The sequence below is a fragment of the Sphingobacterium sp. genome (assembly GCF_032065005.1).
In the GTDB taxonomy this organism is placed as follows: domain Bacteria; phylum Bacteroidota; class Bacteroidia; order Sphingobacteriales; family Sphingobacteriaceae; genus Sphingobacterium.
In genome coordinates this window covers 134,814-147,722 of the sequence record NZ_DAMBMM010000006.1, presented here as the reverse complement: position 1 = coordinate 147,722, position 12,909 = coordinate 134,814, and the positions used below count along the sequence as shown (strand labels likewise).

The 12,909-nt window shown below is 41.7% G+C and carries 12 protein-coding genes; 9 read left to right on the top strand and 3 right to left on the bottom strand.

Annotated features, from left to right (window positions below; translation table 11 throughout):
* The first annotated feature begins 87 nt into the window (after positions 1-87).
* The 5 genes from RT138_RS11510 to RT138_RS11490 all read left to right on the top strand — a co-directional run bounded on the left by RT138_RS11510 (position 88) and on the right by RT138_RS11490 (position 3,108).
* Positions 88-1,059, top strand: a complete 972-nt coding sequence (locus RT138_RS11510; protein ID WP_313190796.1) for a rhodanese-related sulfurtransferase — start codon at positions 88-90, stop codon at positions 1,057-1,059.
* 115 nt (positions 1,060-1,174) lie between these two features.
* Positions 1,175-1,486: a TM2 domain-containing protein gene (locus tag RT138_RS11505; RefSeq protein WP_236736578.1), complete on the top strand. Its 312-nt coding sequence runs from the start codon at positions 1,175-1,177 to the stop codon at positions 1,484-1,486.
* 4 nt (positions 1,487-1,490) lie between these two features.
* A complete protein-coding gene (locus tag RT138_RS11500; RefSeq protein WP_313190795.1) occupies positions 1,491-1,898 on the top strand; it encodes a DUF2752 domain-containing protein in 408 nt (135 codons plus the stop codon).
* Complete coding sequence (locus tag RT138_RS11495) at positions 1,874-2,317, top strand: DUF4870 domain-containing protein (protein ID WP_313190794.1); 444 nt, start codon at positions 1,874-1,876, stop codon at positions 2,315-2,317. The genes RT138_RS11500 and RT138_RS11495 overlap by 25 nt, the downstream gene beginning before the upstream one ends.
* Positions 2,314-3,108 (top strand): M48 family metallopeptidase, encoded by a 795-nt coding sequence (locus RT138_RS11490; protein ID WP_313190793.1) that lies wholly within the window; start codon positions 2,314-2,316, stop codon positions 3,106-3,108. Before RT138_RS11495 ends, RT138_RS11490 begins: the two co-directional genes overlap by 4 nt.
* Here the strand turns inward: RT138_RS11490 and RT138_RS11485 are convergent.
* Positions 3,105-5,837, bottom strand: a complete 2,733-nt coding sequence (locus RT138_RS11485) for a TonB-dependent receptor (protein WP_313190792.1) — start codon at positions 5,835-5,837, stop codon at positions 3,105-3,107. The two genes, RT138_RS11490 and RT138_RS11485, sit on opposite strands and share 4 nt — an antisense overlap.
* 249 nt (positions 5,838-6,086) lie before the next feature.
* On the opposite strand from RT138_RS11485, the gene RT138_RS11480 reads away from it, so the two are divergent.
* The 4 genes from RT138_RS11480 (at position 6,087) to RT138_RS11465 (ending at position 10,857) form a co-directional block, all read left to right on the top strand.
* Positions 6,087-6,626, top strand: coding sequence for a TetR/AcrR family transcriptional regulator (locus tag RT138_RS11480; RefSeq protein ID WP_313190791.1), 540 nt, complete (start codon positions 6,087-6,089; stop codon positions 6,624-6,626).
* Between the two features lie 90 nt (positions 6,627-6,716).
* A complete protein-coding gene (locus RT138_RS11475; RefSeq protein ID WP_313190790.1) occupies positions 6,717-8,423 on the top strand; it encodes a glycoside hydrolase family 3 N-terminal domain-containing protein in 1,707 nt (568 codons plus the stop codon).
* Positions 8,424-8,519: 96 nt separating this feature from the next.
* Positions 8,520-9,947: an L-serine ammonia-lyase gene (locus RT138_RS11470; protein ID WP_313190789.1), complete on the top strand. Its 1,428-nt coding sequence runs from the start codon at positions 8,520-8,522 to the stop codon at positions 9,945-9,947.
* An 82-nt stretch (positions 9,948-10,029) separates the two neighbouring features.
* Positions 10,030-10,857: an MBL fold metallo-hydrolase gene (locus RT138_RS11465; RefSeq protein WP_313190788.1), complete on the top strand. Its 828-nt coding sequence runs from the start codon at positions 10,030-10,032 to the stop codon at positions 10,855-10,857.
* A gap of 72 nt (positions 10,858-10,929) precedes the next feature.
* Here RT138_RS11465 and lipB read toward each other — a convergent pair whose 3' ends face one another.
* Positions 10,930-11,628, bottom strand: coding sequence for a lipoyl(octanoyl) transferase LipB (gene lipB / locus RT138_RS11460; RefSeq protein ID WP_313190787.1), 699 nt, complete (start codon positions 11,626-11,628; stop codon positions 10,930-10,932).
* A gap of 9 nt (positions 11,629-11,637) precedes the next feature.
* A complete protein-coding gene (gene hflX, locus RT138_RS11455) occupies positions 11,638-12,828 on the bottom strand; it encodes a GTPase HflX (RefSeq protein ID WP_313190786.1) in 1,191 nt (396 codons plus the stop codon).
* Positions 12,829-12,909: the final 81 nt, after the last annotated feature.

Sequence of the window (12,909 nt, the reverse complement as noted above, 5' to 3'; positions counted from 1 at the left end):
AATATCAATTTTTGGTCGTCCAATTTTTTTATCTTTGCAGCATAATTTTAAACATTAAACGCCGTTTGCAGCGGTATCAATGAATATATGGCACAATATCAAACATTGCTGTACTATTGCTACAGCCCTATCGAGAATGCGGAAAAGTTCGCAGAAGATCATCTAGAATTTTGTAAATCACTTGGTTTGTTGGGACGTATCATCGTTGCTGATGAAGGTCTTAATGGTACGGTTTCGGGTACTCCGGAGGCTTGTAAAGCCTATATGGAGCATGTGCACGCGGATCCGAGGTTTGCAAAGACCGAATTCAAGGTGGACGATGTAGAAGAACTTTCATTTATCAAGATGCATTGTCGTTACAAAGAGGAGATTGTACACTCAGGATTGCGCAATCCATCTGTGATTGATCCAAACAAACAGACCGGTAAGCATCTGGAGCCTAAGGATTTCTTGGCGATGAAAGATCAAGAGGATGTGGTTGTACTGGATGTACGTTCAAACTATGAGCATAATGTAGGCCGTTTTAAGAACGCTGTTACATTGGATATAGAAAACTTCCGTGAGTTTCCGGAAAAAGTGAAGGAATTGGAACACCTAAAGGGCAAGAAAATCTTGACTTACTGTACAGGAGGCATCAAGTGTGAAAAAGCCTCTGCTCTTTTGTTGAAAGAGGGTTTTGAGGATGTTTATCAATTGCACGGTGGTATCATTAAATATGGTAAGGAAGCTGGCGGGGAGGATTTTGAAGGGGAATGTTATGTTTTTGATAACCGTGTTACAGTTCCGGTCAATTCGGTTAACCCGACGGTTGTTTCAACCTGTAAAAACTGCGGAAAAATTACTTCGAAAATGATCAACTGCGCCAATCCGATCTGCAATGAGCATTTTACGCAATGTGATGAATGTGGCTGGGAATTAGACGGTTGCTGTTCCGATGACTGTAAGTCACATCCGAAGAAACGTGAGTATGACGGTACGGGCTATTATGTAAAAGTTCCGCAGCCTGTCAATATTGATAAAATCTCTAAGCGTAAGCATAAGAAGTTGGTTAAAAATTAAAAGTTTATTAAAATATTTCGAAAAATCCATTTATCTTTCAATAGCTAACTGGATTTTTTTTTATACTCTAAATTGGAAATAAGTAATGGATAGTCAGAAAGTAGACATGTTTTTAATGTCAAACAACAAGTTTTTTGAATCATATCAATTGATGGAGATCAAGGATCTATTGACGAGGTCGGATGAAAGTAAATACACGAATGTTCAGATCCAACAATATAAAGATCCAACTACTGTCTTGATCGTTTCCATATTGGCGGGATCATTTGGGATTGACCGTTTCATGATTGGAGATACCGGTTTGGGAATCGCCAAATTATTGACCTGTGGGGGTTTGGGTATATGGACTATCATTGATTGGTTCCTGATCATGGGGGCAACAAAAACCAAGAATTTCGAAAAACTGATCACTTCCTTGAATTATTAATTCAATGCGGAATCCAAGGAGCAGACTGTATATTACTACGGGAATAGTTTGTTTCATTGGGATTATCTGGCTATTGCTGGATTATTATGCTTCCGCGAACATCACGCTATGTCCAGTGAAACTGGTAACAGGCTATCCTTGTCCTTCCTGTGGGACGACAAGGTCCATTTCAGCATTGTTTAATGGGCAGCTTAAGGATGCATTCATGATCAACCCTTTGGGGATCGTTTCGAGCATCATCATTATGGCTGTTTTGTTATTGATGCTGCTTGATTTGGTTACAAAGCGTGATTATTATTACAAAGTATATAATCAGGTTGAAAAATTTCTTCAGCAACATAAGGCATTCAGTGCGATTCTGGTCATATTAGTTATTTTAAATTGGGCATGGAACATATCGAAGGGACTATAGATTTTAATCCGAGAGAGATTACCGAGGATGAACGTGAATATGCATCAAATAGTTATTTGATGTCTTTGTTTGCTTTGTTTATTGGTTTACCGTTGCCCATATTCAATTTACTGGCAACGGTGATTTTCTATTTGGGCAATCGTAAATCCACTCGCTTTGTAAAATGGCATTGTACACAAGCACTTATTTCCCAATTTGCCATTTTCTTTTTCAATACCGCTGGATTTTGGTGGACCATGGCGATTATTTTTAACAAGAAGGAAGTGAGCAATGCTTATATCGCCTACCTGATCTTGATTTTACTGTTGAATGGGATTGAAATTATTTCCACCATCTATACTTCGATAAAAACAAGAAAGGGAATTCATGTGCGTTGGTTCCTATTTTCGGATATCACTGATAATCTATTGAAACGATGAAGGTTCTGGGCAAGTTTCTGGTATTAGCTGCAGGAATTGCAGTGTGTTATCTACTGTTGTTGCAAGTGAATTGGACCAGTCTGTTTGAAGTTCAACAGAATCAAGATCGCCTGGAGGCAAAATTGGGTAAGCTGGTGCTGGAACAGGTGCGCGACCTGTATGATGTGATCGAGGATGAACAGATCGACAGTACGTTAGATTCGTTATTTGTTCCCCTATTAAAAGAGAACTATATCCCTAGCAAAAACTATGATCTCCTGTTGGTCGAAAGTGAAGAGGTAAATGCCTTTGCGCTTCCGGATGATAAGATCATCGTGACGACAGCTCTGATTAATTTTTTGGATAGTGCAGATTATATGTCGGCCATCTTGGCCCATGAGATTGCCCATTGTGAGAAAAACCATGTGATGCGTTCCTTGATCACTAATTTTGGTTTGGACCTATTGCTATCAGGATCTGGAACCGGTGAAGTGACCAATTTCTTGACAGGGCAGGCCTTTTCAAGGAAGCTTGAAAAAGAAGCCGATGAAATAGCCGTGGAATACTTGGAAGAGGCCCATGTTGATCCGAGTAGCCTGATGAAGGTAATGGAGCTATTTGATGTGTATCTGAGTTCGGCGGGGGATGTAAGCTGGATTTCTTCCCACCCTATGCCTGCAGACCGCAAGAAATACCTAGAACAAAAGATCAACAGGATCAAGACAGATCCTAAGACCTATAAGAGTCCCATTAGCTCCAAAAGCTGGTCGGACCTGCAAGGTTTGATTTCCGAATATGCCAATCAGGACTAATCTCTACCCGGTCTTCCTCCAAAACTTCTTAAATTATAGTTCAGGCTCAATAGGAAATACCTGGTCAAGGTGTTTGAGGTGATGTTTGAAATAGAAATCTCGGACGCTCGGCGATTGATGTTTCGGGCATTGTTGAACAGGTCAAAAGCCTTTAAGGAGATTTCAGCATTTCTTTTCTTCAAGATCTTATATCCGATGGACGCATTCAGCAAGTTTGTTGAAATGGCCTCTGCACCCATGACGCCACCATTACGGTAAAAAGAATAATTGTAACCCAAGGTCATGTTCTTAAAGAATTCCAGGTTCAGGGAATTGCTGATTCTATGGTTGGTGATCCGGTAATGGGAAATTTCACTCATTGGGTTATTGGTAAAGTTCATGTTCAGATTGTAATTGAATCCAATGATGATCTTTTTACTGAAATTGGTAAATATGCCCACATGCTGGCTAAATCCATAGCTATGGTTTGGCATCAGGACTTTATTGAGGATGGCATAATTACGGTTGTAATACATGTAATTGTTCAAGTTCAGGTTGAAGCCCAGTTTTTTTAACGGGAGCCCATAGTTGTTATTGGCTCGAAGTTGAAATACACCGTTGATGTTTTCAGGTACGACATATTGTCCTCCGGCACCTAGGATAATGTCCTCAAACAGGGTGATGGTGCTGTCGGTGGTCATGGTGGAGTTGATGATCTTGTTGTTGCTGTAGTCAAAGTTGAGGCTACTGTTGAAACTTCGGCCATTGCTGCGGTTTACATCCCGGTACTGAAGACGGAACCGATGGGTGTATTCCTGGCTGAGGTTGGGGTTTCCGTTTCGGAGAAACAATTCGTTTGAATTATCAATATAGTCCTGCAATTGATCGATGGAAGGGGTGTTTGTCGCACCATTATAGTTGAATTCCAGATGTCTTTCTTTGCTAAAATAATAGGCCATGGTCAGTTCTGGAAGAAAGGCGCCAAAGTCTGCAGTGGTCCTCAGATTTATTGGGACGGTCCGGTTGTTTACCCGATAGCCATGTTCATAGTTCATTCCTATCTGGAACCTAAAGGTATCCTGTTTATTGTAGGAATAGGAAAGTCCGGCACTGTGATGGGTGAAATCATTTCGGAATTCATTGGATAGTCGATCGTTCAGCTCTTCAAATTGCCCTGTCTCGGCAAGAAACTCCATGGTTTTCCGGTCGGAATAGTTGCTGGTATTGCGCATGCCATAGTTGGCCTGCAATCTGGAGATCTTGGAGACATTGTAAGTGTAGGAAAGTCTGCCATTGTATCCATTTCCATATCCATAGGTCGTGCTTTCGCGATTGGCAGTGTCGATTCGATCTAGGACTGCATCTTTATAGTATTGGTTGAAGGCCAAGGTCTTTCCCAAAGCCTCATTGCTGCTTTTGTTTCCGTCTAGGCTCAAGGATATGGTCTGGCCCGCTTTTTTGAATCGGTGCATATAGGTCAATCCGCCACCAAAATTGAAAGCCTCATTATTGTTGTTGAAGTTTCGGTTGGAGTTGTTCAGGGGTTCTGTCCTATTCTTGCTCATGTTGCTGATTGAGCTATTGGCCAGGTCACTTTTTGTATAAGAAAGATTTGGATTGATATCGATGCGGTTCATGCTGTCGATATCCCATTTCAATCGACCTCTCAGGTTATGGGATATGTTGCCGTTGTTTCCGGTTTGATGTTGGTTCTGGAATTGGTTGGCGCGGCTCCCTGTGATATACTCAATGTCCGATAGGGTATTGGTAAAAGTGCTGCTATTGCGGAACCTATAGTTTCCATTGACTTCCATCTTTTTGTCGAGGAAAGTATTGGTATAGTTTGCTGCAGCCGCATAGGTGTCAGATAGACCGCGGTCGGTATTATTATTTCCTCTTCTGAACCCGCCTCGGCCTTGTTCGGAAAACTCCGTTTCATTGATGTTGTTGGCCATGATATTGATGGAGATCTTTTCATCGCCACGGAAAGCATTGACACCAGAGTTGATCGAGAATTTGTCGGCATCACCCTTCCCGGCGTTGAACTTTCCAAAGAGTCCTTTTTTCTTGTCGGGCTTGGTGACGATGTTAATGACTTTGGACCTTTTGCCATCATCGAATCCGGAGAATTTAGTCTGTTCGGATTTCTCATCGATGATCTGTAGCTTGTCAATGATGTCTGCAGGGAGGGTTTTTAGGGCCACCTTAGGATCGGTGCTGAAGAACTCCTTGCCATCCACCATGATCTTGGTGACCTCCTCGCCATGTGCAGTAACTTTTCCATCTTCATCGATGGTTACCCCTGGGACCTGAGCAACCATTTCATCGGCATCGGCATATTCTCTAGTTGCGAAATTACGGGCATTGAATTCCATGGTATCACCTTTGACGGCAACATTTGGCGCTGGAGCGATAGTAATCTCTTCGATTACGATTTCCCCTGGTTCTAAGCCCACCAGTACGGTTTCCATGGAAGGTTGTACAACGATGTTTTTCTCGAATTTTTTGAAGCCGAGTAAGGTTCCTGTCAGTTTATAATTGCCATTGGCCACCCTAGGGATGGAGAAATCTCCTTTGTCGTTTGATTTGGCCGTGCGGATGGTAGAATCCTTAAGGTTCAGGAGTTGGATGCTGGCATCCTGTAAGTTGCTACCCTTGGTTTTGTCTTGCACCTTTCCAGCGATATTGACTTGAGCCAATACATGGACAAAGCTTAATAAAACTAGGCAAAAGGTAAGCAGGTATTTCATGGTAAGGTTTGATGGATTTTTTTCAATTATATAGTTTTTAGACGATAACAGCCTGATAATCACAAAAAAGATACATTGTTGTTATGACAATCGTAATAATTGGGCAATTGAAAAAGTTAGATTATCAAGAGGTTACAGCGGAATTGAAAATATTGAAAAGCGGAGTCGCATTAGAGATGTTACATAGCGGTCAAATTGCTTGGCCAAGGCAATTTCAGAAAAATTGGATATATTTGCTTATTACAATCAATGAAAGAAACGACACTCAGTAGGAAGGAAAAAATTCTGCAAACTGCCTTACAGTTATTTGCAATAAAGGGATACCTTGATACCTCGACCAAGGAGATTGCTGCCAAAGCTGGAGTTTCTGAAGCACTTATCTTTAAGCATTTCGGAAACAAGGATGCTTTGTTGGCCCATATCGTGAAGTCAGGTTATAGGAAGGTGCTGCTTCATCACAAAGGGATGATGACCTATAAAGGGGCGAAGGATTTTCTTAGGAACATGGTTCAGTTCCCGAGTAAATTGGTTGCCGATGATCCCTTGTTCTGGAAATTGCAAGAACGACTTTCACATCATAGTTTCTCCAAATCTCAACACGAACTCTTCATTAAGCCCGTTCAACCCATCGTCCATAAAGCGTTTGAAGAACTGGGTTATGCCAATCCCGATCTGGAAACTCAATACCTCTTGCTGATCATTGATATGTTATGGAAGAAAGAGGCTTGTGGGGAGCTTGAAAATGCAGCTGATTTAGCTGCTTTGGTAGAGGCTAAATATAACCTTTAGTATTGCGTGTTCCTGCGTGTTGTTTTTTAAAAGCGCAAAATATTTTAAAAAACAAGTAAAAATGCCGTATTTCGTGTAAACTATATTGTGATGATTAAGAAACTCTTCAGTTTTGGATTGCTATCCATGATGCTTATTTCTGCAGCATTCGCGCAGAACAACCCCAATTTCGTAGATTTTATCAATCAAAAGCATTCTTGGGTTGATTCCGTGTTCAATACCTTGACACCGAAGCAACGCATAGGTCAGCTTTTCTTGGTGAGGGCGCATACCAACTTGGGTCAAAAATATGTAGACTCCGTAAAGCAAGTGATTGAGAAGGAACAATTGGGTGGTCTGGTCGTGTTCCAAGGAGGACCTGTAAGACATGCCAATATGTTCAATCAATATGATAAAGTGAGCAAGGTGCCTTTGTTGATTACATTCGATGGGGAATGGGGATTGGGCATGCGTATGCCAGATTCGACGATCTCATATCCTTATCAGATGACTTTGGGTGCTATTCAGAACAATAATCTGTTATATGAAATGGGTAGACAGGTGGCGCGTGATTTCCAACGCATTGGGATGCACTTTAATTTTGCTCCTGTTGTAGACATCAATAACAATCCAAATAATCCAGTTATTAACTTCCGTTCCTTCGGTGACAATAAGTATAAGGTTACTGAAAAGGCTAAAGCCTATATGGATGGAATGGTTCAAGGTGGCATCTTAGCATCGTTGAAGCATTTCCCTGGGCATGGTGATACCGATGTGGACTCACACCATGACCTTCCGCAGTTGAAGTTTGATAAAGCGAGATTGGATAGCCTTGAAATGTATCCATTCAGACAGTTGATCAAAGATGGTGCTCCGTCTGTGATGGTGGCACACATGAATATACCAGCGTTGGACAATACGCCAAATATCCCTTCATCCATTTCCAAAAAAGTAGTGACGGATATTATCCGTAAGGAATTGGGATTTAAAGGTCTTACAGTCACTGATGCCATGGACATGAATGGGGTGAAGAAGTTTTTCCCGAATGGGGAGGCTGATGTGATGGCTATTGAAGCGGGTCATGATCTTTTGGAAGTTTCTGAAAACAGCGGTCGTGCAATCGATCTTGTTGAAAAAGCAATCAAATCGGGCAGACTTTCCCAAGCAGATATCGATGCTAGGGTGAAAAAAGTTTTGGCAGCGAAATTATGGTTGGGCTTAAACCAAGTGAAACCGGTAAATACCAATAGACTTTATGAAGATTTGAATACGCCTGCAGCACAGAGTTTGGTGCAGCGCATTTCAGATGCTGCGGTGACCTTATTGAAATCAGACCGTGGATTAAAAAGATTTGATCCGAAAAAATCAACTTCAATCGTGAGTGTAGGAATTGATCAAGCTCAAGATTTTGAGAAAGGTCTGGCCTTGCAGTTGAACGAAATTGATCAGTTTTTTATCAAAGGAGATGAAACCGAAGAGCAGTTGAAAGAATTGATGAAGGAGGCGAAAGATAACCGTCAGATTGTATTGGTCATCCATGATAACCGTAGTAGACCGCGTAGTGAATTGGTTTTAAACGATGCTACCAAAGATTTTATCGATAAGATTGCCGGTAGGAGAACGATTTCAGTGATGTTTACCAATCCATATGCGATGAACTCGGTGGATGTGATGCGCAGTTCATCTGTTCTTTTAGGTTATCAAAATGACTTTTTCATGCAGAAAGCTGTTTTAAAGGCGTTGTTGAAACAAATTAAACCAGAAGGTAAATTGCCAGTTAGCATTTCGGAGGATTTAGAAAACGGAGCAGGTTTGTAATCTAAGTTTGTTAACATAAAAATAAAGTAGCCAGTAAGTTTTACTGGCTTTTTTTATTCAAAAGAAAGACTAATTTTGCTATGTAGATTGAGAATTATGGCAAAAGAGCAGATTTCTATATTTGATATGTTTAAGATAGGGATTGGACCTTCCAGTTCACATACTTTAGGCCCTTGGCGCGCAGCCCAACGTTTCGTTGAAGCATTTCAGAACAGGGAGGCCTTAGATCATGTTGTGGAGGTGAAGATCCTTTTGTATGGCTCTTTGGCGAAGACGGGTGTTGGTCATGGTACTGATATCGCAGTGCTACTGGGCATGAGTGGGGACGATCCTGTGACGTTTGATGTCAATGATGTCCTTCCGAAGGTGAATCGCATCAAGGCTAATAAAAAGATGAGCCTGGGAGGTAAAAAGGAGATTGACTTTTCTTATACCGATGATCTGCTATTCCTTTATGATCAAAGTCTTCCATTTCACCCCAACGCAGTTACTTTTCAGGCATTTTTGGACAATGGGACTGCTATTTCTGAAACCTATTATTCAATAGGTGGTGGGTTTGTGGTTCAGGAAAATGATACCGAAAGTGTACTGTCTGAGATCGATCTTCCTTTTCCAATTGATACCGCGCAGGAATTGATGGTTGCCTGTATGCGTACCGGACTGAAGATTTCGGAATTGGTGTTGGAGAATGAATGTTCTTGGCGTTCCGAACAGGAAACTAGGGATGGCGTTTTAAAGATCTTCCAAACCATTAAGGAATGTATCTATAAGGGCTGCCATACGGACGGAGTTTTGCCAGGAGGACTGCATGTGGAAAGGCGTGCATCCAAACTGAACAAAAAGATGCTGAAAGGGCGTGAGTATTCGGACTTTGACAGTTGGGTAGAGGCAATCCGTGCTGGAGGCAGGGATTTTGGCTACATCCTTGACTGTGTAAGTTGTTTTGCTCTGGCCGTGAATGAGGAGAATGCTTCGTTTGGACGAGTGGTAACAGCGCCAACCAATGGTGCTGCTGGAGTGATTCCCGCAGTACTGCAATACTATATCGTATTCCATGATTGCTATAAAGAGGATAAGATCATTCAATTTATAGCTACGGCTTCGGAAATTGGATCTATTTTCAAAAAAGGAGCTACCATTTCTGCTGCCATGGGCGGCTGTCAAGCAGAAATCGGGGTTTCATCGGCTATGGCTGCTGGAGCACTGACCGAGTGTTTGGGTGGTTCGCAGAGGCAAGTGTTGATGGCTGCAGAGATTGCGATGGAGCATCATCTGGGACTGACCTGTGACCCGATCGGAGGGCTAGTGCAGATTCCTTGTATCGAAAGAAACACTATGGGAGCTATCAAGGCCATTACTGCTGCTCAATTGGCCCTTCAATCTAACCCTGATAAGGCGAAAGTAAGTCTGGATGCAGTGGTGAGCACAATGTGGGATACTGCTCAGGACATGAATGTGAAATATAAAGAAACGGCAGATGGTGGCCTTGCGATTAAAGTTCCGTTGAGTTTACCTGAATGTTAGTTTCAAAAAAGAAATATTCAAATAGTTGGAGAGCTGTCCGTTTGGGCGGCTCTTTTATTTTCGATTTTTCTATCTTTGTAAAATGATTCGATATGCGGCATTAGCTTCTGGAAGTAATGGAAATAGCTATTATATTGCTAAGGGCAATACTTCCATTTTAATTGATGCCGGAATCAATAGCAAGCATCTGCATTTAAGGATGGCATCGCTGGGGATAAATCCTGCGAGTATCAATGCCATCTTTATCACCCATGAACATACCGACCATATTTCTGGCTTATCTGTTTTCCTGAAGAGGTACCAGATTCCAGTTTATCTGACTGTGGGGACATATGAATCATCCAGATTGCAATTGCCGAGCTACCTGATCAATTTTATCAAGCCGAATTCAGTTGTTAATTTAGAAGATCTCGCTGTTTATGGTATTCCTAAATACCATGATGCGCAAGAACCTTGCAGCTTTTTGGTCTCTGATGGGGAGCTGAATATTTCGGTTCTTACCGATTTGGGAAGGATCTGTGAAAATGTGAAGAAAGCAATCCGCATTGCGGATATCCTGTTTTTGGAAGCTAATTATGATGAGGAAATGCTCTTGACAGGAAGATATCCTTATCATTTAAAGAACAGGATTAAGGGAGGCTGGGGTCACCTTTCCAATAAAATATCCTTGGAAGCCTTTATTGAGAATAAGTCTAAGCGTTTAAAGCATTTGATACTGGGTCACCTTTCGGGCGAGAACAATTCTGTAGAGTTGGTTGAGCGGGTCTTTGCACCCCATTGCCAAGAATTTAAGATGTCTGTTGCGAAAAGAACCGAATCAACTCCGCTTTTTGAGATCAGCAAGCAGGTGCAAACGGAAATATATGTGGAAGAATATTCTTATCAATCCATTCAGATCATAACGGGGTAATCCCATATTTAAGATACAAAAATGAAGGAGCTGTTATGATCATAACAGCTCCTTCATTTTTGTTGAATATGCTTATTGCAGTTCCATTTTGAATAGTGCTGCCAAGTGGGTCCTGAGTTTTGCCTTCACTTCTTCAACATCAACTTTATGTCCTAATTCCCTTTCCATGGAAGTAACATCCTTGTCATCTATTCCACAAGGGACGATGTTGCCAAAATAGGCAAGGTCTGCATTGACGTTAAAGGCGAAGCCATGCATAGTTACCCAGCGTGAAGCTCTAACGCCCATGGCACAGATCTTTCTAGCCTTTTCATTATCAGGGTCTAGCCAAACACCGGTATAGCCTGGATACCTTCCAGCTTCGATGCCGTAATCGGCAAGGGTCAGGATTATGGCTTCCTCTAATGTTCGCAGGTAAAGATGGATGTCTGTGAAAAAGTTGTCCAGATCTAAGATCGGATAGCCGACAATCTGGCCGGGGCCATGATAGGTGATGTCGCCACCTCTATTGATCTTATAGAAAGTTGCTTCTTTCTCCTTTAACCCTTCTTCATCCAATAACAGGTATTCCAAATGTCCACTTTTGCCAAGGGTATAGACATGTGGATGTTCGGTAAATATCAAAAAGTTGGGTGTTGGATCCTGCGTGTTATTTACTCGGTTTTCATGTTTGATGGCGAGGGTCTTTGCAAAAATCGCTTCTTGTTTGTCCCAAGCTTCTTGATAATCCAGTAATCCCCAATCAATAAACTTTACTTCTTTGTTTTGCATTTTGTTTTCCTAATACAACAGGTTGTTATATGGGTATCTGGCGTTGTGCATTTTCACAACGATATTATATACTTTTTCCTTGAATTCCTCGACGTTTGTTTTGTTGGTTGCAGAGATGAAAATTGCAGGATCGGCATTTTTCGCCATCCAAGAGTTCCTGAAATCATCCAGGGTTACTTTTATCTCTTCACCGTCTTCATCCAGTTCAACCGGAGGTTTATAGGCGTCGATCTTGTTGAAAACCGTAATGATCGGTTTGTCAACAGCACCGATATCCTTCAGGGTTTCATTTACTGCACGGATATGGTCTTCGAAATAGGGGTGGGAAATATCCACCACATGGATCAATACATCGGCCTCTCTGACCTCATCTAGGGTGGATTTGAAACATTCCACTAAATGGTGAGGTAGTTTGCGGATAAATCCAACGGTATCTGACAAAAGGAATGGGAGATTGTCAATTACAACCTTTCTAACCGTCGTATCCAGCGTAGCGAACAGTTTGTTCTCGATCAATACATCGGATTTTGAGATCATGTTCATGATGGTGGACTTACCAACGTTGGTATAGCCGACCAAGGCCACTCGGATCATCTCGCCTCTGTTCTTGCGTTGGGTCTCATTCTGTTTGTCGATGACTTTTAATCTATCCTTCAACAGGGAGATTTTATTCAAGATCATCCGTCTATCACTCTCAATCTGGCTTTCACCCGGACCACGCATACCAATACCCCCGCGCTGACGCTCTAAGTGAGTCCACATTCGGGTCAATCGGGGCAATAAATATTGCAGTTGGGCAAGTTCCACCTGGGTCTTTGCCTGCGCCGTTTTTGCATGCTTTGCAAAGATGTCCAAAATCAAGTTGGAGCGATCGAGTACCTTGATGTTGAAATACTTTTCTATGTTCCTTAATTGAGAAGGAGAAAGTTCATCATCAAATACGACGATATCTATTTCTTCAGCTTGGATAAATTCCTTGATTTCATCAAGCTTACCTGATCCTACAAAGGTTGCACGATCTGGGAAAGCTAGTTTCTGGGTGAAAATTCCTTTGGTGACACCACCTGCAGTGGTTACCAAAAACTCTAATTCTTCTAAATATTCTTTGGCGGTTTCATCCGAAACATCAGGAGTGATTACACTCACCAATACTGCTGTTTCTGGCTTTACTGCCGTGTCATATATCTTAAATCTTGCCATTTAATGTTTTTAAATAGTGAACAAGCGTTCCAATGAAATGGTTGTTGCCTGTTTAAACCTTGTTTAAGTAGAAACAAGTTT

Excerpts from the sequence above, each read along its gene's own strand:
- hflX (WP_313190786.1), bottom strand. The coding sequence starts at position 12,828 with ATGGCAAGATTTAAGATATATGACACGGCAGTAAAGCCAGAAACAGCA.
- RT138_RS11470 (WP_313190789.1), top strand. The coding sequence starts at position 8,520 with ATGGCAAAAGAGCAGATTTCTATATTTGATATGTTTAAGATAGGGATT.
- RT138_RS11485 (WP_313190792.1), bottom strand. The coding sequence starts at position 5,837 with ATGAAATACCTGCTTACCTTTTGCCTAGTTTTATTAAGCTTTGTCCAT.
- RT138_RS11505 (WP_236736578.1), top strand. The coding sequence starts at position 1,175 with ATGTCAAACAACAAGTTTTTTGAATCATATCAATTGATGGAGATCAAG.
- RT138_RS11480 (WP_313190791.1), top strand. The coding sequence starts at position 6,087 with ATGAAAGAAACGACACTCAGTAGGAAGGAAAAAATTCTGCAAACTGCC.
- RT138_RS11500 (WP_313190795.1), top strand. The coding sequence starts at position 1,491 with ATGCGGAATCCAAGGAGCAGACTGTATATTACTACGGGAATAGTTTGT.
- RT138_RS11490 (WP_313190793.1), top strand. The coding sequence starts at position 2,314 with ATGAAGGTTCTGGGCAAGTTTCTGGTATTAGCTGCAGGAATTGCAGTG.
- RT138_RS11495 (WP_313190794.1), top strand. The coding sequence starts at position 1,874 with ATGGAACATATCGAAGGGACTATAGATTTTAATCCGAGAGAGATTACC.
- RT138_RS11465 (WP_313190788.1), top strand. The coding sequence starts at position 10,030 with ATGATTCGATATGCGGCATTAGCTTCTGGAAGTAATGGAAATAGCTAT.
- RT138_RS11475 (WP_313190790.1), top strand. The coding sequence starts at position 6,717 with ATGATTAAGAAACTCTTCAGTTTTGGATTGCTATCCATGATGCTTATT.
- RT138_RS11510 (WP_313190796.1), top strand. The coding sequence starts at position 88 with ATGGCACAATATCAAACATTGCTGTACTATTGCTACAGCCCTATCGAG.
- lipB (WP_313190787.1), bottom strand. The coding sequence starts at position 11,628 with ATGCAAAACAAAGAAGTAAAGTTTATTGATTGGGGATTACTGGATTAT.